The sequence below is a fragment of the Lacinutrix sp. Bg11-31 genome, assembly GCF_002831665.1.
Taxonomy (GTDB): Bacteria; Bacteroidota; Bacteroidia; order Flavobacteriales; family Flavobacteriaceae; genus Lacinutrix.
Genome location: NZ_CP025118.1, coordinates 2,266,390 through 2,285,115, shown reverse-complemented (window position 1 = coordinate 2,285,115; position 18,726 = coordinate 2,266,390). Strand labels below are relative to the sequence as shown.

The window sequence follows — 18,726 nt, the reverse complement described above, 5'->3', positions numbered from 1 at the left end:
ACTGTCATTCCGCACTTGATGCGGAATCCACTTCTTAACTAAAAATAGTCTCGCTCAAAGCATAATAGATTGCCATTATAGCAGAGAAAACAGCACTTCCTATAAATCGCCATTTCAATTTAAATCGATTTTGAATAATATAATTTGCGATAAATGAAATAGGGATATTTACCAAAAAGGACCAAAAGGCAATCTCTAAAAGATTAAAACCAATAGCTTCAAAATTCCCGGAAAACAGTTTTATAAATAGTAAATGTCTAGCAATCCATAAAGGGTTAAAATAGGCAATGGCTAAAACGGTTTTGGTTAAAGTTGCTTTTAAACCTTGAAGGTTTTTAGTCTTTTTTACAATCCAATCAAAATAATTTGGAATTTCAAAAGCGTAAAAAGTGGCTCCAATAAAAATCATTCCTAATAAACGATGCCAAGAAAACTCATCTAATAAAAGTGCAGCAATAGTATCTCCAGCACTGTAAATTAGTGCGCCTTTAAGGATGTTTTGTTTTTTACAATGCAAAAAAAATGGTTTAATTAAATTTGTCAATTCGAGTGAGTTTTACGATTGAAAATGAGTAAAATTTGTATCGAGAATAAGAATTTAGTTTCAATAGGCTCTCGATACAATTTTCGTTCCTCAAATCACTCGAACTGACAATTGTTTTTATTTTGTGTTTTCATACAAACCCATCAAAACCTTTTCAGGTGTCATAGGAGCATGGAATTCTAAATCATAATTAGGGTTAAACGCTTTAATAGCATTTTGAAGTGCAAAATAAGCACCAATGCCATACATTAAAGGAGGTTCACCAACGGCTTTAGATTTTAAAATAGCCATGTCATTTCCTTCGGTTTCGACAGGAATAACTTCTACTGTTTTTGGAACGGAAAATATATCCGGAATTTTATATGTAGATAGTGCATTCGATAGTAATCTTCCATCTTTATTATACGCAATTTCTTCCATGGTCATCCAGCCAATTCCTTGAATTAATGCACCTTCAACTTGACCTAAGTCAATACCTTCGCTCATGCTTTTTCCGTAATCGTGCACAATTTTTACAGAGTCAAATTCGTAAGTGCCACGTGTGCAATCAATAGTTACAGTCGTAATAGCTGTTCCGTAAACATGATAAGCAAAAGGATGTCCTTTTTCTTTGGTTTTATCAAAGTGAATTTCTGGTGTTGCATAATGTGCATTTTCTGTTAAAGCGACACGTTTTAGCATAGCACTACTTATGAGTTTTGTCCATGATAATTCGGATTTCTTTCCGTTTACAAAAACAGCTTCTTCTTTTAAGGTGATGTTGTTATTAGAAATATTTAAGTCTTCCGAAGCTACTATTTTCAAACGTTCTAAAAGTGAATTACAAGCCATTAGCGTTGCTTTTCCATTTAAATCGGCAGTAGAACTTGCAGCAGAAGGAGATGTGTTTGCAACACGAGTGGTATTGGTAGTTTCTATCTTTATTTTTTCGATAGAAATAGAAAATACATCTGCAGCAATTTGCATCATTTTTGTGTTTACACCTTGTCCCATTTCTACGGCAGCAGTACTAATTCCGATGCTTCCATCTAAATAAATATGAACCAAAGCACGCGCATGATTCATGGGAGTATTGGTAAATGAAATACCAAAGGTAATTGGCATAAACGATAAGCCTTTTTTAAATGCTTTATTGTTTTTGTTGAAGTCTACAACACCTTGTTCTAAAGCATCACTATTAAAGATGCTTTTAGCAGAATGCCATGTATTTTTGGCTTCTACTTTTTTTGCAATTTGTCCGTAAGAAAACGTATCGTCTTCATCTAATAAATTTATTTCCTGAATTTGTCTTGCGCTTACTCCAATTTCGGAAGCTGCTTTTGCAATAGCAGATTCAATTACAAACATGCCTTGTGGTCCGCCAAAACCTCTAAAAGCCGTGTTTGGTGGTAAGTTGGTTTTACAACTCAATACTTTTGTAGTCACATTTGGCACATAATAACTATTGGTAGCATGAAACAATGTGCGCTCTGCAATTGCAGGAGATAAATCTGCTGCTGCACCAGAATTTTGTAAAAATTCAGTTTGATAGGCTAGAATTTTTAAGTCCTTAGATAAGCCTATTTTATACGTGCTTTCATACGGATGACGTTTTCCAGTCATGCGTAAATCGTCATGACGATTCAATATTAATTTTACCGATTGATTTAAGTGATAAGTAGCCAAAGCAGCCATTACAGCCCATGGTGTTGCTTGGTCTTCTTTACCGCCAAAACCTCCACCAAGTCGTGTAACATCCACTTCAATTTTATGCATAGCAAGACCTAAAACTTGAGCAATTGTTTTCTGTACAGAAGTTGGTCCTTGTGTAGAGGATGTTGCTTTTATATTTCCGTTTTCTAAAGGTTCTGCATAAGCACCTTGAGCTTCAATGTATAAATGTTCTTGTCCGTTAGAAAAGGTCTCGCCTTCAAAAACATAGTCGCAATCTGCGAATGCTTTTTCCGTATTACCTAAACTAAAAGATCTTGGAGCATTAATAAAACTGCCTTTTGCTTTTGCTTCTTTTGCTGTTGTAATTACTGGTAAATCTTCAATGTCTATTTCTATTAAATCTCTTGCTTTTCGTGCAATAAATTCTGATTCCGCGACAATTAAAGCAATTGGCATTCCCCAAAAATGAACTTCATCTTCAGCAAATAAAGGTTCATCTGGAATAATACCTCCAATTTCATTTTTACCAGGAACATCTTTGTAGGTGAAAATACGCTCTACACCTTCTAAAGCTAGTGCTTTCGAATAATCAATACTTTTTATTTTTCCGTGTGCTTTTGGCGAATCAAAAACAACGCCGTGAAATGTGCCTTGTCTAATATTTATATCATCTACATACAATGATTCTCCTCGAACATGTGTGTAAGAATCCAAGTTCCTTATGCTTTGTTTTAAAGCAATAGAAACGGCATCTAATTTTGAGTTTAAGACTTTATTTGTTTTGGTTTTATGCATGCTGAACAAAATCTTTTAAGGTGAAACTATTTGGGAATAACTCCGTGAAATGTGCAAAAAATAATTGTCTTGCTAGTAAGCGCTTGTAGTCGCTAGTACCACGAACATCACTAATAGGAGCAATTTCCTTTTGAAGCATTGCGTTAGCTTCTAATATAGTTTCCGTTGTCAATAATTTTCCTGTTAAGAAAGCTGAAGTGTCATGTAAATATTTTGGGATTGCAGCAACTCCTCCAATAGATACATGAGCTTCTGTAATAGTCTCGTTTTCTAATGAAATATGTATAGCAGAATTTACACTTGCAATATCTAAATGTGTTCGTTTGCACACTTTTTCAAAATTGAAAAAAGAATGCTTTGCTGGTAATTTAAAACGAATCGTTTTTAATAATTCGCCATCTTTTAAGTCGTATGTTTTGTAACCTTGATAAAAGTTTTTAAGGAGAATTGCGCGTTCTTTTTCTTCAGAATTTATTACTGTAACTTCACTATTAAGAGCTAAAAAGAGAATGGTCATGTCACCAATTGGAGATGCATTAACAAGGTTGCCTCCTAAGGATGCCATGTTTCTAATTTGTTCTGAAGAGACCAGTTTTAAATGTCTTCTTAAGTTTGGTAAAACGCTGTTTAATTTTTTATGATTCCATAAATCGGAAACCGTAGTATTTGTGCCAATCGTGCAAATGCCATTTTCAATAATAATACCCTTTAAATACGTTTTATCAGCAATAAGATGTACAGTGTTATCCGTTAAGTTATCTGCTTGTTGTACGTATAAATCGGTTCCTCCAGAAACATATTTTCCCTTAGGTTGATTTAGTTCTTTGGCTTCAATGTCTTTTAAGCGTTGTGGAATGCTTTCAAAATAGTTAGGAATAAATTCATTTTCAATTAACCATTCAAACGAATTTTTTTCTTGATTATCTAGTTTTTTAACGACTTGATGCGCTGCTTTTTCAATTGCTTTGTAGCCAGTACATCTGCAAATGTTTCCACTAATAGCATCTATTGCATTGCTGTAATTGTTTTCAGAATTCGACAACGCAAAACCCGTAAGTGCAACCACAAAACCTGGTGTGCAAAATCCGCATTGTGTGGCGTAATTTGCTTTCATGGCTTCTTGAGTTGCGGTTAGTTTGCCTTTTAAATTTGTGCCTTCAACCGTTACAATGTGTTTGCCATGCGCATTTCCTAAAGGAGAAATACACGAGGTGATACTTTGGTATTCCATAGTATCTCCATTAAGTGTGCCGACCAAAAGTGTACAAGCACCACAATCGCCTTCTCGACAACCAATTTTGGTTCCTGTTAAGCGTTGTTGGTAGCGTACAAAATCCAATAAAGTGGTTCCGGAATGCTCCGACGTTTTAATGGTTTTGTTATTTAGGATGAAGGTAATCATGTTAATTATTTCAATTATAAATGTATTAAAAATGTAACGATGTTGTCACTTCGAGTGAAATTCCTTTTTTAGGAATTTTGTATCGAGAAGCTTTGTTATCTAAAGGTTTTAAATAGATTGAGCTTTTAAGGTCAAAACACTCGAACTAATTTAATACTCTGTCTTATCAATTTTCTTAGTCCATTCTTGAAAAGGTTCTAAAGCAATTTCACGTGCTAATTGCTCAAACGGTATGCTTCGTTCTGAATATGGCAACGGAATTTCTTTGTAAATAAACTCATCGTCAAAACCAATATTAGCAGCATCAACTTGATTACTACCATAATAGACTTTGTCTGGTCGTGCCCAATAAATAGCACCTAAACACATTGGGCAAGGCTCGCAAGAAGTGTAAATTTCACATCCATCTAATTGAAACGAATCTAAGTTTTTGCAAGCATCTCTAATAGCAGTAACTTCTGCGTGGGCTGTTGGGTCGTTAGTAGAGGTTACTTTATTGTTTCCGCGTCCTACAATTTTTCCGTCTTTAACAACGACGCAGCCAAATGGTCCACCTTCGTTGTTATTCATTCCTTTTAGAGCTGCGTTGACAGCTTCTTTCATAAATTGATCTTTATTACTCATTTTGTGTGTTTCATTTTTTTAGAACAAGCTAATATACCATTTTTTGTTATTAATTATTTAGTCAAAATCTATTAATAACAATCGTTACACTTAGTTTTTAATGTTAATTTTGAGGTATTTCATTTGTGAAATTAGTAAACTAAAAATTAATTTCTATATTTGACTTATCAATGAAAAAACAAGTCATTAATATCATTTCTATTATTAGCATCGTGATTATTTCACGAAGCCAAGGAATGCTATGATGAATTAAAAAAATATAATTTATTTAAAGCCTTCCTTAATTTCGGAAGGCTTTTTTTATATAAAAAATTAAGGCTATTGAACATCATAAAAGAGGCTGCTTAATTGATTGTAAATCAGCGGTTTAAATAAATGTTATAAGTATTGAGTTTAGCGTAAAAATAAGAACCACTAATTGTCAAAGAAAACAAACAAGTACTTTAGATTTAGCAAATAAAATTATGAGTAAATTAAATAAACACAGTAGCAGATTAACACAAGACCAATCTCAACCAGCATCACAAGCAATGCTATATGCAGTGGGTTTGACGGATGAAGACATGCAGAAAGCGCAAATTGGTATTGCAAGTACAGGTTACGATGGTAATCCTTGTAATATGCATTTAAATGGATTGGCTGGAGAGGTGAAAATAGAATGTAAAATTGCTGGCTTAGTCGGTTTAGGATTTAACACTATTGGTGTTTCAGACGGTATTTCTATGGGTACCTCTGGTATGAATTATTCATTAGCGTCAAGGGATATAATCGCAGATTCTATTGAAACTGTTATGAATGCGCAAAGTTACGATGCATTAATATCTGTTGTAGGTTGTGATAAGAATATGCCAGGAGCAGTTATTGCCATGTTGCGTTTAAATCGTCCATCAATTATGATGTATGGTGGTACCATTGCTTCTGGAAATTATAAAGGTAAAAAACTAAATATAGTATCAGCATTTGAGGCTTTAGGTCAAAAGGTAGCTGGAGAAATTGAAGAAGAAGAATATAGAGAAATCATAAAAAGAGCCATTCCAGGAGCAGGAGCTTGTGGTGGTATGTATACCGCTAACACTATGGCTTCTGCGATAGAATGTATGGGTTTTGCTTTACCTTATAACTCTTCTATTCCAGCTGAAAACCCTAATAAACTATCAGAATCAGAAAGAACTGCAATTGCAATTAAAAACTTATTGGAATTAGATTTAAAACCACTAGATATTATTTCTAAAAAAGCTTTAGAAAATGCAATTGCTTTAGTAAATGCATTAGGTGGTTCTACTAATGCAGTATTACACTTTTTAGCTATTGCACATGCGGCAGATATCGAATTTACTTTAGAAGATTTTCAAAAAGTAAGCGATAGGACACCTTTAATTGCAGACTTAAAGCCATCAGGAAAATACTTAATGGAAGATGTTCATAGTGTTGGAGGTACTCCAGCAATAATGAAATATTTATTAGATAATGGTTATTTACATGGTGATTGTCTAACTGTTACAGGAAAAACATTAGCAGAGAATTTGGCAGATGTTGAAGCAATGGAGTTTGAAGATCAAGATGTTATTTATCCAAAAGATAAAGCGTTAAAAACATCAGGAAATATTCAAATTATGTATGGAAATCTTGCAGAAGAAGGTGCTGTAGCAAAAATTTCCGGAAATGAAGGATTGCTTTTTGAAGGAAAAGCAGTGGTTTATGATGGAGAACAAGCAGCAAATACAGGTATTTCTAATGGAGAAGTAGAGCGTGGTGATGTTGTTGTAATTAGATATGTAGGTCCAAAAGGAGGTCCGGGAATGCCAGAAATGTTAAAGCCAACGTCTCTAATTATGGGAGCCGGATTAGGTAAATCTGTAGCTTTAATAACTGATGGTCGTTTTTCTGGAGGAACTCACGGATTTGTGGTTGGACACATAACACCAGAAGCACAATCTGGAGGCGCTATTGGGATATTAAAAACTGGTGATAAAATTAGAATTAGTGCAGAAGATAACTCAATAAACGTTTTAATTTCTGAAGAAGAATTAGCAGAAAGAAAAGCAAAATGGGTTGCTCCGCCATTAAAACATAACAAAGGGATTTTATATAAATACGCAAAAATGGTAGCGTCTGCATCTAAAGGATGTATTACCGACGAATAAACTAATGCGTAATAATCTCTTTACAGAGAAACTAAAGTTAAAATACATGTCATCCTGAGTAAGTCTGTGCTGAGCGCAGTCGAAGTATCGAAGGATTTCAATTAAAGAAATGTAATAATCCTAACAAGATTAATATGGATACAAAAGCAATAAAAAAAGAAGCAAACAACACGCAAACTACAGAGCGTATTTCTGGTAGTGAAGCAGTCATAAAATGTTTATTAGCAGAAGGAGTAGATATCCTTTATGGTTATCCAGGAGGAGCTATAATGCCTGTTTATGATGAGCTTTATAAATATCAAGATAAAATTCATCACGTATTAACACGTCATGAACAAGGCGCAACACATTCTGCACAAGGTTATGCTCGTATTTCTGGAAAAGTTGGAGTTTGCATTGCAACCTCAGGACCTGGAGCTACTAATTTAATAACTGGTATTGCAGATGCGCAGATAGACAGCACGCCAATGGTTTGCATAACAGGACAAGTGGCTTCGCATTTATTAGGAAGTGATGCTTTTCAAGAAACTGATATTGTTGGTATTTCTACTCCAGTTACAAAATGGAATTGTCAGGTTACTAAAGCATCGCAGATTCCGGAAGCAATGGCGAAAGCCTTTTACATCGCTAGAAGCGGACGTCCAGGACCAGTTTTAATAGACATTACAAAGGATGCTCAGTTTGAAGAATTCGATTTTAAATACGAAAAATGTAAAGGCATAAGGAGTTATATTCCTATTCCAAAAATAGATACGGATTCAATTCAAGCTGCTGCAAAAATAATTAATGAAGCAAAAAAACCAATGATAGTTTGGGGACAAGGTGTTTCTTTAGGTGAGGCAGAAGCGCAATTTAAAGCAGTAGTTGAAAAAGCAGGAATCCCTTCGGCTTGGACTATTTTAGGTGCAGGAGCAATTCCAACGTCGCATCCTTTAAATATTGGTATGGTTGGTATGCATGGTAATTATGCGCCAAATGTTTTAACTAACGACTGTGATGTTCTAATTGCAATAGGAATGCGTTTTGACGATCGTGTAACAGGAAGTTTATCGACATATGCAAAGCAAGCAAAAGTGATTCATTTTGAAATTGATCCAGCCGAAATAGATAAAAATGTAAAAACAGAAGTAGCAGTTTTAGGGGATGCAAAAGAAAGTTTAGCTGCCTTATTGCCGCTTTTAGAAGAAAAAACACATCCAGAATGGCATCAAAAATTCAAAGATTTATATGCTATTGAATATGAAAAAGTTATAAAAGACGATTTGTATCCTACCAAAGAAGGATTAACAATGGCTGAGGTTTTAAAAGAAATTAATATACAAACAAAAGGAGATGCAGCAATTGTTAGCGATGTTGGGCAGCACCAAATGATAGCTTGTCGTTATGCAAATTTCAACAAAACTAGAAGCAATATTACATCTGGAGGTTTAGGGACAATGGGCTTTGGTCTTCCTGCTGCAATTGGAGCAAAAATGGCAGCACCAGAACGTGAGGTGATTTCTATCTCTGGAGATGGTGGCTATCAAATGACTATTCAGGAATTGGGCACTATTTTCCAACAAAAAGTACCTGTTAAAATTGTTGTTTTAAACAACGAGTTTTTAGGAATGGTAAGGCAATGGCAAGAAATGTTTTTTGATAGACGTTATGCATCTACAGAAATGACAAATCCAGACTTTGTCGCTATTGCAAAAGGCTATTACATAGATGCGCAAAAAGTAACAAAAAGAGAAGAGCTTAAAGACGCAGTTGCTAAAATGATAAACACAGATGGACCTTATTTTTTAGAGGTTTGTGTAGAAAAAGAAGGGAAAGTTTTTCCAATGATACCAACAGGAGCGTCAGTTTCAGATATAAGATTAGAATAATATGAATGAAAATAATTTATACACCGTTTCCATTTATACCGAAAATAATATCGGGTTATTAAATAGGATTTCAGCTATTTTTCAAAGAAGACATATTAATATTGAAAGTATTAATTCTTCAGTTTCAGAAATTGAAAATGTTACTAAATGGACTATGGTAGTTGGGCTTTCTGAAGATCAAATGAAAAAAATTATTGGTCAAATAGAGAAACAAGTCGAAGTTATTAAAGCGTACTATCATACAGAAGACGAAACAATTTATCAAGAATCATGCATCTTTAAAATGAAATCTGATTTATTGTTTGATGAACGCCAAATTCAGAATATAATTAAAGAGAGTAATTCCAGAATTGTTACAGTTAACAAAGCCTTTTTTGTTATTGAAAAGTCTGGTAGAAAAGAAGAAATAGATTTATTACATAGAGAATTAACGGTTTTTGGGATCCTTCAATTTACACGTTCAGGACGTATTGCTGTGACTAAAGAACCAATGGAAATATCAAAAATGCTTGTAGCATTTAATCAATAAAAAACAATACAATGTCAAATTACTTTAACACATTATCATTAAGAAATCAATTAGATCAATTAGGTAAATGTAGGTTCATGGATGCTTCAGAATTTGAAGATGGTGTAAATGCATTAAAAGGAAAAAAAATTGTAATTGTTGGTTGCGGAGCGCAAGGTTTAAACCAAGGATTAAATATGAGAGATTCTGGCTTAGATATTTCGTACACATTAAGACAAGTTGCAATTGATGAACAACGTGAGTCTTTTAAAAATGCAAATTCTAACGGGTTTATAGTGGGTACTTATCAAGAGTTAATTCCAACTGCAGATTTAGTTTTAAACTTAACACCAGATAAGCAACATACAAACGTGGTAAAAGCGGTGATGCCTTTAATGAAAAAAGGAGCGACATTAAGCTATTCTCACGGATTTAATATTGTAGAAGAAGGTACTGAGGTAAGAAAAGATATTACTGTTATTATGGTCGCTCCAAAGTGTCCAGGAACAGAGGTTAGAGAAGAGTATAAGCGTGGTTTTGGTGTGCCAACATTAATTGCTGTACATCCAGAAAACGATCCTGAAAATAAAGGTTGGGCTCAAGCAAAAGCCTATGCTGCTGCAACAGGAGGTCATCGAGCAGGAGTTTTAGAATCTTCTTTTGTAGCTGAGGTGAAAAGTGATTTAATGGGAGAGCAAACTATTTTGTGTGGTTTGTTACAAACAGGTGCGATTTTATCGTTTGATAAAATGGTAGCACAAGGTATTGAGCCTGGTTATGCTGGGAAATTAATTCAGTTTGGTTGGGAAACAATTACCGAAGCTTTAAAGCATGGTGGAATTACAAACATGATGGATCGTTTATCTAATCCAGCAAAAGTAAAAGCTTACCAATTATCTGAAGAATTAAAAGATATCATGCGTCCGTTATTCGAAAAGCATATGGATGATATTATTTCTGGTCATTTCTCAAAAACAATGATGGAAGATTGGGCAAATGATGATGTAAACCTTTTAAAATGGAGAGCTGCAACAGGTGAAACTGCTTTTGAAAAAACAGCTTTAACACCTAATCATATTTCTGAGCAAGAGTATTTTGATCACGGTACATTATTAGTAGCATTTGTGAAATCTGGTGTAGAGCTAGCTTACGAAACTATGGTAAGTGCAGGGATTATTGAAGATTCTGCTTATTACGAATCACTTCACGAATTACCATTAATAGCAAACACAATTGCTAGAAAGAAATTATTTGAAATGAACAGAGTAATTTCGGATACTGCAGAATATGGTTGTTATTTATTTGATCATGCTTGTAAACCGTTATTAACAGATTTCATGAAAACGGTAGATACAGATATTATTGGTAAATCATTTTCTAAGGAAAATGGAGTAGATAATATTGAATTAATTGCAATAAACGATGCGATTAGAAACCATCCAATCGAAGCAGTCGGAAAACGATTAAGAGCTGCAATGACAGCAATGAAAATTATAAAATCGGATGTAAAGACTGAAGATTCAGTTTTAGCATAAATATAGTGTCATTCCTGCGAAGGCAGGAATCTATAAATAGAATGAAATTATGAGAAAGCAGGATTAAACTCCTGCTTTTGTAGGATTTAAACATGGAAGAAACTAAAACAACATATAGACCTACTCTAGAAGCTGTAGAAGCTGCCGCAAATAAACTAAAAGGCATTGCAACTGTAACGCCTCTTATGAGGAATGCGCGCTATTCTAAGCATTTTGGAGCTAATATATTTTTTAAAAGAGAGGATTTACAAGAAGTACGTTCGTATAAAATTCGAGGATCTTATAATAAGATTTCATCTTTGAATGCGACTCAAATAGAAAATGAAATTGTATGTGCAAGTGCAGGTAATCATGCCCAAGGAGTGGCTATTTCGTGTAAGCTTCTAAAAATTAAAGGAACCATATTTATGCCATCTCCTACACCAAATCAAAAGGTGGAGCAGGTTAAAATGTTTGGAGAGGACTATGTAGATGTTGTTTTGGTAGGTGATACTTTTGATGACGCTTATCATGCAGCGATGAAACAGTGCGAAGCGCTGAATAAAACATTTATTCATCCTTTTAATGATGAGAAAGTTATTGAAGGCCAGGCAACTGTTGGTTTAGAGATTATAGATCAGGCTAAGGAGCATCCAATTCATTATGTTTTTGTACCAGTTGGTGGTGGCGGACTTGCCGCTGGATTATCATCAATTTTTAAAATTTTATCACCAGAAACAAAGATTATTAGTGTGGAGCCAAAAGGAGCGCCAGCAATGTTAACTTCTATTAGAAATAATAAAAATACAGAGTTAAAGACTATAGATAGTTTTGTAGATGGAGCTGCTGTTAAACGTGTTGGCGATTTAAATTTCGCAATATGTAAAGAAACTTTGCATCGCGTGGTTACGGTAGATGAAGGTAAGGTGTGTCAAACCATTTTAGATTTATATAATAAAGATGCTATTATTGTAGAGCCTGCAGGAGCTTTAAGTCTTTCTGCATTAGAACAGTTTTCCGAAGAAATAAAAGGAAAAAACGTGGTTTGCGTAATTAGCGGAAGTAATAACGATATCACGCGTACTGCCGAAATCAAGGAACGTGCATTATTGTATGCCAATTTAAAACACTATTTTATTGTAAAGTTTCCACAACGTTCGGGAGCTTTAAGAGATTTTGTAGTAGATATTCTTGGTCCAAACGATGATATCACTCATTTTGAATATACAAAAAAAGCAAACCGTGAAAATGACGTCGCTGTTGTTGGATTGGAGCTTAAATCACCTGCAGATTTAGAGCCTTTAATTACCAAAATGAAACTTCATAACTTCTATGGAGATTACCTAAATGATAAGCCAGATTTATTTCAATTCTTAGTTTAGTTAGAATATTTTTTATTTTTTTTTTGATAAAAATCACGATTATAATTAGCTAACAGTCAAAATTTTATGAATCACATAAAAATTAGTTAATAATCAGATTTAATAAGCTTAAGTATTAAATAAATTTATAGATTTACTATATGTTAATTAAAAATAAAAACGAAAGACCCACAAGTTTGCCAATGCGCAGACGACGTCGCTAATACGCATACTTCAGCTTTTTAGTTAATAGTTTTTATTTTTTTTCACATTGAACAATCCATCACAAATATTTACATTTTTAAATACAGTTATTAGAAATAATAATTGGTTGTACATACGTCCAATTTTCCGTCGTCGCCCTTAGGGTGTACTTCTATTTATAGAACTAAGGTGAGTCCGGTTCTGCTTTCAAAAACAAAAATTATCACATTTTTTAATTTAAAACTCAATTACAATGGAAATTGTTATTGCTAATAAATCGCATAGTATTTACGCAAACATTATTTGCGAAACTATTGCAGAGGCTGCCCAAGTTAGAGGAACTGGTATTGCAAAACGTAAACCAGAATACGTCATTACCAAAATGGAAAATGGTAATGCTGTTATCGCTTTAGATGATGATAAATTTGCTGGATTTTGCTATATCGAACAATGGAGTCATGGCAAATTTGTTGCAAATTCTGGTTTAATTGTACATCCAGATTTTAGAAATATGGGTTTAGCCAAGCAGATTAAACAACGAATATTCGAGCACTCTAGAACCAAGTTTCCAGACGCGAAAGTGTTTAGTATTACTACTGGTTTAGCGGTTATGAAAATGAATAGTGATTTAGGTTATAAACCGGTTACGTTTTCAGAATTAACAGACGATCAATCCTTTTGGAATGGCTGTCAGACTTGCAAAAATTTCGATGTCTTAACAAGAACAGAGCAGAAAATGTGCTTATGTACTGGTATGTTGTATGATTCTTCTAAAAAGGAGGTTACAAAGCCAGAAGTAAATAATCATGATAAAAAAGTATGGACCAGATTGAAAAACATTAAGCAATCTATGTTCCTTAAAAAAGAAAAGAGAGATGAGTAAAAAACTAGTTATAGCATATAGTGGAGGATTAGATACTTCATATTGCGCAGTAAGTTTAAGTAAGGCAGGATACGATGTGCACGCTGTTAGTGTAAATACAGGAGGTTTTACTTCAGAAGAAATAAAAGAGATTGAAAGCAATGCATATAAAATGGGTGTTTCTACCTATAAAAATATTGACGCAGTTGCCACTTTTTATAAAAAAGTTGTAAAGTATTTAATTTTTGGGAATGTGCTTAAAAATAATTCGTATCCATTATCTGTAAGTGCAGAGCGTATTATTCAGGCTATCGAGATTATTGAATACGCAAAAAGTATTGATGCCGAATTTATCGCACATGGTAGTACAGGAGCTGGAAATGATCAAGTACGTTTTGATATGATTTTTCAAACCTTAGCTCCTAATATTAAAATTATCACGCCAATTAGAGATGGAAGTTTAAGTAGACAACAAGAAATTGATTACCTAAAAGAAAATGGTATTGAAGCCTCTTGGGAAAAAGCAAAGTACTCTGTTAACAAAGGACTTTGGGGAACAAGTGTTGGTGGAGAAGAAACTTTAACTTCTGAAAAACCATTACCAGAAACGGCTTATCCGTCGCAATTAAAAAAAGAAGGAGAAGATAAGGTGGTATTAAGTTTTGATAAAGGAGAATTAGTCGCTTTAAACGGAAAGGCAGCTTCTGCAGAAAAGAACATAGAGCTTCTAAATAATTTAGCTTCTGCTTACGCTATTGGAAGAGATATTCATGTTGGAGATACTATTGTAGGTATTAAAGGACGTGTTGGTTTTGAAGCAGCAGCAGCATTAATTACTATAAAAGCGCATCATTTATTAGAGAAGCATACGTTGACCAAGTGGCAATTACAGCACAAAGATTATCTATCAAGTTTCTACGGAATGCATCTACATGAAGGTCAGTATTTAGATCCTGTAATGCGAGACATGGAGGCCTTTTTGCAGAGCAGTCAAGATAAAGTTTCTGGAGATGTTTTTGTAACACTTAAACCATATCATTTTACCGTAGATGGAATTATTTCTAAGCACGATTTAATGAATGCAAAATTTGGAAGTTATGGCGAAGAAAATAAAGGTTGGACTGCAGATGAGGCAAAAGGATTTATTAAAATTATAGGGAATCAAAATAAAATCTATCAACAAGTAAACTCTTAAAGATTAATTGTCATTCAGAGCTAAGCGAAGAATCTCAAAGTAAAAGAATCAAAATGAAAAAATTAGAAACAGGAATCATTGGTGGAGCAGGTTATACAGCTGGTGAGTTGATTAGGTTGTTGTTAAATCATAATAAAGTAAACCTCAATTTTGTATACAGTACATCTAATGCAGGCAATAAAATATATAAGATACACCAGGATTTAATTGGCAGTACAGATTTAGTGTTTTCAAGCGAAATAAATACTGAAGTAGATGTGTTATTCTTGTGTCTTGGACATGGAAATTCAAAAGCCTTTTTAGAGAAAAACACCTTTTCAGAAAACACTAAAATTATTGATTTAAGTAATGATTTCAGATTGAATAAAGATGAGATTTTTGAAGGTAAAACATTTGTTTACGGTTTGCCAGAATTAAATAAAGAGGCAATTAAAAAAGCTAATTATATAGCAAATCCAGGTTGTTTTGCCACAGCAATTCAATCTGCATTATTACCATTAGCTAAAGCTAAAGTTTTAAAAAACGATGTGCATATTAATGCAGTAACTGGGGCAACTGGAGCAGGAACATCATTATCTGCAACTACACATTTTACATGGAGAGATAATAATTTTTCGCATTACAAAGCATTTACACACCAGCATTTAGGTGAAATTAACCAGACAGTAAATCAATTACAATCTGATTTCTCTTCAGAAATAAATTTTATGCCTAATCGAGGCGATTTTTCAAGAGGGATTTTTGCTACACTTTATACCAAATTTGAAGGCAGTTTAGAAGATGCTAAAAAAATGTATTCAGAATTTTATAAAGAAGCTGCTTTTACTGTGGTTTCAGATGAAGAGATTCATTTAAAACAGGTTGTTAATACTAATAAATGTATTCTTCATTTACATAAGCATGAAAACAAATTACTAGTAACAAGTATCATTGATAATTTATTAAAAGGTGCTTCTGGACAAGCGGTCCAAAATATGAATTTAATGTATGGTTTTGAAGAATCTGAAGGTTTAAAATTAAAAGCAAATTATTTTTAAAAGTACTGCAGCTGCGTTAGCGATTGGAACGGCATCCTTTTTTTTGTGTCAGTTCGAGTGAATTTGTGAAGTATGAGCAAATTTGTATCGAGAACAAGACAAAAAAGATATAGTGGAAAGCGCGACCCTTGTGGTAACGCCAAAAAAATAAATAATTATGAAAATAGCAATTATAGGAACTGGGAACTTAGGGAAATCCATTGCAAAAGGATTGATAACTAATAATGCCATTACAAGTTTGTATTTAACTAAAAGAAATTTAGAAGATATTCAAGAATTTGATGGCTATAAAAATGTGTATTTAACTACAGATAATGCAGAGGCTGTTAAGCAATCTGATATTATAATTTTTGCAGTACAACCTTCTCATTTCGAAGTTATTTTAAATGATGTTAAATCGTATTTAACAGATAAACACGTGCTTATTTCTACAATAACAGGTTTCTTAATTCCTAAGATTGAAGCCATTGTTGGTATAGATAAATTTATAATTCGTGCTATGCCAAATACAGCAATTGCTGTTGGTAAATCTATGACCTGTTTGTGTAGTAACGCGCAAGGGAAAAAACGTATTAAAATTGCCGAAGCTATTTTTAATCGATTAGGTCATTCTTTAAGTATTCCAGAAAACCAAATGCAGGCAGCAACAGTTGTTTGTGCAAGTGGAGTAGCCTTTTGGATGCGCTTGATTAGAGCAACAACACAAGCGGCTATTCAGTTAGGTTTCGATGCAAAAGAAGCGCAAGAATTGGCAATGTATACAAGTGAAGGAGCAGCGAGTTTGTTAATTACAAATGGAAATCATCCAGAGGAGGAAATAGATCGCGTAACAACACCAAAAGGCTGCACTATTGAAGGTTTAAACGAAATGGAACATAAAGGACTAAGTTCTTCTTTAATTCAAGGAATGATTACTTCTTTTAATAAAATTAACAACATCAAACAAGATCAAATATGAATTTATTCAACGTGTATCCATTATTCGACATCACGCCTATAAAAGCAGAAGATGTTTTTGTTTTTGATGAAAACAACACCAGATATTTAGATTTATATGGAGGTCACGCAGTGATTTCTATTGGACACTCGCATCCTAAATATGTTAAGAATATTAGCGAGCAAGTTGCTAAGCTAGGTTTTTATAGCAACTCAATTCAAAATCCATTACAAGTTGAGTTAGCTAATAAGTTAGGTAAGTTGTCAGGTTGTAAAGATTATCAGTTATTTTTATGTAATTCTGGAGCAGAAGCCAATGAAAACGCATTAAAGCTAGCGTCATTCTATAACGGAAAGAAAAAAATTGTGGCTTTTAAAAATGGATTTCATGGTCGTACATCTGCAGCTGTTGCAGCAACAGATAATGCTAAAATAATTGCACCTATTAACGCGCAGCAAGAGGTTGAGATTTTAGAATTAGGAGATTTAATAGCTTTAGAAAAAGCACTTGTAAAAAACGATGTTTGCGCTGTAATTATAGAGTGCATTCAAGGAGTTGGTGGATTGGATGAAAGCACAGCAGAATTTTATATAGGTATTGAAGCCTTGTGTAAAAAATACAATGCTTGTTTTATTGCAGATGAGGTGCAATCTGGTTTTGGAAGAACTGGTGATTTTTTTGCATTCCAGAAGTATAATGTGACTCCAGATATAATTTCTATCGCCAAAGGTATGGGAAATGGTTTTCCAATTGGTGGTATTTTAATTCACCCAAATATTAAAGCGTCTTTTGGTTTGTTAGGTACAACATTTGGCGGAAATCATTTAGCGTGTGTAGCATCATCGACAGTTTTAGAGGTTATAGAAGATGAAAAACTCATGCAAAATGTAAAAGAAATTTCAGCTTATTTTATTGAAAGAGCAAAAGAAATTTCAGCAATAAAAAATATAAAAGGACGTGGTTTAATGTTAGGATTGGAATTTGATTTTCCAATTGCAGAGTTGCGCAAAAAACTAATTTTCACACATAAAATATTTACAGGAAGCGCTAAGAATCCTAACTTATTAAGAATCCTTCCGCCATTAACGATTAAAAAAGAACATGTCGATTTGTTTTTTGAGGCTTTAAAAAGTGAGTTATAATGAAAAAATATACAAACATAAAAGATATAGGAAATCTCAAGGAAACCATAAAGGAAGCTATTTTATTAAAAGCGAATCCTTTTCAGTTTTCAGACTTAGGAAAAAACAAAACCTTGGTGATGTTGTTCTTTAATTCTAGTTTACGAACACGATTGAGTACCGAAAAAGCAGCAAAAAATCTTGGTATGGATGTCGTTATTTTAAATGTAAATGATGCATGGAATCTAGAGTTTGAAGATGGAACAGTTATGAACGCTAATACGTCTGAGCATATAAAAGAAGCAGCGCAAGTTATTTCGCAATATGCAGATGTTATTGCTGTTAGAGCATTTCCAGGTTTATTAGATAAACAAAAAGACGAAAGCGAATTTGTAATAAATAGCTTTATAAAATACGCAACTGTGCCAATAGTAAATATGGAAAGCGCAACTGCTCATCCTTTACAAGCGTTAACAGATGCGATTACTATTAGTGAACTAACTAAAAAAGTAAAACCAAAAGTAGTATTGTCTTGGGCACCACATCCAAAAGCATTACCACAAGCTGTTGCCAATTCATTTGTAGGAATGATGCAAAATATGGATGTAAATTTAATAATTACACATCCAGAAGGTTATGAGTTGAGACAGGAAATAACGAAGAATACACCAATAAACTACAACCAAGAAGATGCTTTAAAAGATGCAGATTTTATTTACGTTAAAAACTGGAGTAGCTATAGCGATTACGGAAAAATTTTAAGTCAAGATAAAAATTGGATGATGACTAAAGCCAAACTAGGGCAAGCAAAATTTATGCATTGTTTACCAGTTAGAAGAAATGTTGTAGTAGAAGATGCTGTTTTAGATGGTGATAATTCAGTAGTAATTAAGCAGGCAAATAACAGAACATTTGCTGCGCAAATAGTACTGAAACAAATTTTAGAGGATTTATAAT

Annotated in this window: 15 protein-coding genes; 11 read left to right on the top strand and 4 right to left on the bottom strand. The window is 33.6% G+C overall.

Translation table 11 applies throughout. From position 1 onward, the window contains the following. Window positions 1-34: 34 nt before the first annotated feature. From CW733_RS10255 to CW733_RS10240, 4 genes are all read right to left on the bottom strand, one after another. Window positions 35-517 carry a hypothetical protein gene (locus CW733_RS10255; protein WP_100998771.1) on the bottom strand — a complete coding sequence of 161 codons (483 nt, stop codon included), beginning with the start codon at window positions 515-517 and terminating at the stop codon, window positions 35-37. A gap of 144 nt (window positions 518-661) precedes the next feature. Next, window positions 662-2,992: a xanthine dehydrogenase molybdopterin binding subunit gene (locus tag CW733_RS10250; RefSeq protein ID WP_100997093.1), complete on the bottom strand. Its 2,331-nt coding sequence runs from the start codon at window positions 2,990-2,992 to the stop codon at window positions 662-664. Next, window positions 2,985-4,394, bottom strand: coding sequence for an FAD binding domain-containing protein (locus CW733_RS10245; RefSeq protein ID WP_100997092.1), 1,410 nt, complete (start codon window positions 4,392-4,394; stop codon window positions 2,985-2,987). The genes CW733_RS10250 and CW733_RS10245 overlap by 8 nt, the downstream gene beginning before the upstream one ends. A 150-nt stretch (window positions 4,395-4,544) precedes the next feature. Next, window positions 4,545-5,018, bottom strand: coding sequence for a nucleoside deaminase (locus CW733_RS10240; protein WP_055434895.1), 474 nt, complete (start codon window positions 5,016-5,018; stop codon window positions 4,545-4,547). A 464-nt stretch (window positions 5,019-5,482) separates the two neighbouring features. Here CW733_RS10240 and ilvD point away from each other — a divergent pair, with 464 nt between their 5' ends. The 11 genes from ilvD (at window position 5,483) to CW733_RS10185 (ending at window position 18,725) form a co-directional block, all read left to right on the top strand. Continuing rightward, window positions 5,483-7,162 (top strand): dihydroxy-acid dehydratase, encoded by a 1,680-nt coding sequence (gene ilvD / locus CW733_RS10235; protein WP_100997091.1) that lies wholly within the window; start codon window positions 5,483-5,485, stop codon window positions 7,160-7,162. Window positions 7,163-7,296: 134 nt separating this feature from the next. Then, the gene (gene ilvB, locus CW733_RS10230; RefSeq protein ID WP_100997090.1) at window positions 7,297-9,030 is read left to right on the top strand and encodes a biosynthetic-type acetolactate synthase large subunit; all 1,734 of its coding nucleotides are present in this window, start codon (window positions 7,297-7,299) and stop codon (window positions 9,028-9,030) included. 1 nt (window position 9,031) lies between these two features. After that, the gene (gene ilvN / locus CW733_RS10225) at window positions 9,032-9,559 is read left to right on the top strand and encodes an acetolactate synthase small subunit (protein ID WP_100997089.1); all 528 of its coding nucleotides are present in this window, start codon (window positions 9,032-9,034) and stop codon (window positions 9,557-9,559) included. Between the two features lie 11 nt (window positions 9,560-9,570). Then, a complete protein-coding gene (gene ilvC / locus CW733_RS10220; RefSeq protein ID WP_100997088.1) occupies window positions 9,571-11,073 on the top strand; it encodes a ketol-acid reductoisomerase in 1,503 nt (500 codons plus the stop codon). 92 nt (window positions 11,074-11,165) lie between these two features. After that, window positions 11,166-12,434, top strand: coding sequence for a threonine ammonia-lyase (gene ilvA / locus CW733_RS10215; protein WP_100997087.1), 1,269 nt, complete (start codon window positions 11,166-11,168; stop codon window positions 12,432-12,434). Between the two features lie 436 nt (window positions 12,435-12,870). Further along, a complete protein-coding gene (locus CW733_RS10210; protein WP_100997086.1) occupies window positions 12,871-13,500 on the top strand; it encodes a GNAT family N-acetyltransferase in 630 nt (209 codons plus the stop codon). After that, complete coding sequence (locus CW733_RS10205) at window positions 13,493-14,674, top strand: argininosuccinate synthase (protein WP_100997085.1); 1,182 nt, start codon at window positions 13,493-13,495, stop codon at window positions 14,672-14,674. Before CW733_RS10210 ends, CW733_RS10205 begins: the two co-directional genes overlap by 8 nt. A gap of 53 nt (window positions 14,675-14,727) precedes the next feature. Beyond that, the gene (argC, locus tag CW733_RS10200; RefSeq protein ID WP_100997084.1) at window positions 14,728-15,711 is read left to right on the top strand and encodes an N-acetyl-gamma-glutamyl-phosphate reductase; all 984 of its coding nucleotides are present in this window, start codon (window positions 14,728-14,730) and stop codon (window positions 15,709-15,711) included. A 157-nt stretch (window positions 15,712-15,868) separates the two neighbouring features. Then, window positions 15,869-16,669: a pyrroline-5-carboxylate reductase gene (gene proC, locus CW733_RS10195; RefSeq protein WP_100997083.1), complete on the top strand. Its 801-nt coding sequence runs from the start codon at window positions 15,869-15,871 to the stop codon at window positions 16,667-16,669. Continuing rightward, entirely contained in the window at window positions 16,666-17,790 is a 1,125-nt protein-coding gene (locus tag CW733_RS10190) for an aspartate aminotransferase family protein (RefSeq protein WP_100997082.1), read from the top strand. The genes proC and CW733_RS10190 overlap by 4 nt, the downstream gene beginning before the upstream one ends. Continuing rightward, complete coding sequence (locus CW733_RS10185) at window positions 17,790-18,725, top strand: acetylornithine carbamoyltransferase (RefSeq protein ID WP_100997081.1); 936 nt, start codon at window positions 17,790-17,792, stop codon at window positions 18,723-18,725. The genes CW733_RS10190 and CW733_RS10185 overlap by 1 nt, the downstream gene beginning before the upstream one ends. The last annotated feature ends 1 nt before the right edge of the window (window position 18,726 follow it).

What these genes read in the sequence shown, in the direction of transcription:
- proC (WP_100997083.1), top strand. Translation starts at nt 15,869, where the DNA reads ATGAAAATAGCAATTATAGGAACTGGGAACTTAGGGAAATCCATTGCA.
- CW733_RS10245 (WP_100997092.1), bottom strand. Translation starts at nt 4,394, where the DNA reads ATGATTACCTTCATCCTAAATAACAAAACCATTAAAACGTCGGAGCAT.
- CW733_RS10240 (WP_055434895.1), bottom strand. Translation starts at nt 5,018, where the DNA reads ATGAGTAATAAAGATCAATTTATGAAAGAAGCTGTCAACGCAGCTCTA.
- CW733_RS10210 (WP_100997086.1), top strand. Translation starts at nt 12,871, where the DNA reads ATGGAAATTGTTATTGCTAATAAATCGCATAGTATTTACGCAAACATT.
- ilvN (WP_100997089.1), top strand. Translation starts at nt 9,032, where the DNA reads ATGAATGAAAATAATTTATACACCGTTTCCATTTATACCGAAAATAAT.
- ilvA (WP_100997087.1), top strand. Translation starts at nt 11,166, where the DNA reads ATGGAAGAAACTAAAACAACATATAGACCTACTCTAGAAGCTGTAGAA.
- CW733_RS10205 (WP_100997085.1), top strand. Translation starts at nt 13,493, where the DNA reads ATGAGTAAAAAACTAGTTATAGCATATAGTGGAGGATTAGATACTTCA.
- ilvB (WP_100997090.1), top strand. Translation starts at nt 7,297, where the DNA reads ATGGATACAAAAGCAATAAAAAAAGAAGCAAACAACACGCAAACTACA.
- CW733_RS10190 (WP_100997082.1), top strand. Translation starts at nt 16,666, where the DNA reads ATGAATTTATTCAACGTGTATCCATTATTCGACATCACGCCTATAAAA.
- CW733_RS10250 (WP_100997093.1), bottom strand. Translation starts at nt 2,992, where the DNA reads ATGCATAAAACCAAAACAAATAAAGTCTTAAACTCAAAATTAGATGCC.
- CW733_RS10185 (WP_100997081.1), top strand. Translation starts at nt 17,790, where the DNA reads ATGAAAAAATATACAAACATAAAAGATATAGGAAATCTCAAGGAAACC.
- ilvC (WP_100997088.1), top strand. Translation starts at nt 9,571, where the DNA reads ATGTCAAATTACTTTAACACATTATCATTAAGAAATCAATTAGATCAA.
- ilvD (WP_100997091.1), top strand. Translation starts at nt 5,483, where the DNA reads ATGAGTAAATTAAATAAACACAGTAGCAGATTAACACAAGACCAATCT.
- argC (WP_100997084.1), top strand. Translation starts at nt 14,728, where the DNA reads ATGAAAAAATTAGAAACAGGAATCATTGGTGGAGCAGGTTATACAGCT.